This is a genomic window from Peribacillus sp. SIMBA_075 (assembly GCF_046534585.1).
On sequence record NZ_JAWRYN010000649.1, the window covers coordinates 1 to 270 of the forward strand.

Sequence of the window (270 nt, forward strand, 5' to 3'; positions counted from 1 at the left end):
TATCTTGAAGCCAGAATATATAAATAAGACCAAAAATCAGAATGAAATCAAAGAACCGAACCCTAAAAGAAAAGCCGTTAAGCTGCCGCAAAAATCAAAGCTTGATCCGAACAAAAAAGCCATCGCACTCACATTTGATGATGGTCCGAATCCAGCGACAACGACAAAAATCTTAGATGCGCTGAAGGAAAATAAAGGACACGCCACCTTTTTCGTATTAGGCAGCAGGGTCCAGTACTATCCTGGAATGCTTGCTAACATTTTAAAAGG

1 protein-coding gene is annotated in these 270 nt (G+C 40.0%); it reads left to right on the plus strand.

Going from position 1 to position 270, the window contains the following annotated elements; all coding sequences use genetic code 11:
* The coding region (locus SB775_RS29775; RefSeq protein WP_410864845.1) for a polysaccharide deacetylase family protein at nucleotides 1-270 on the plus strand (270 nt) is incomplete at both ends.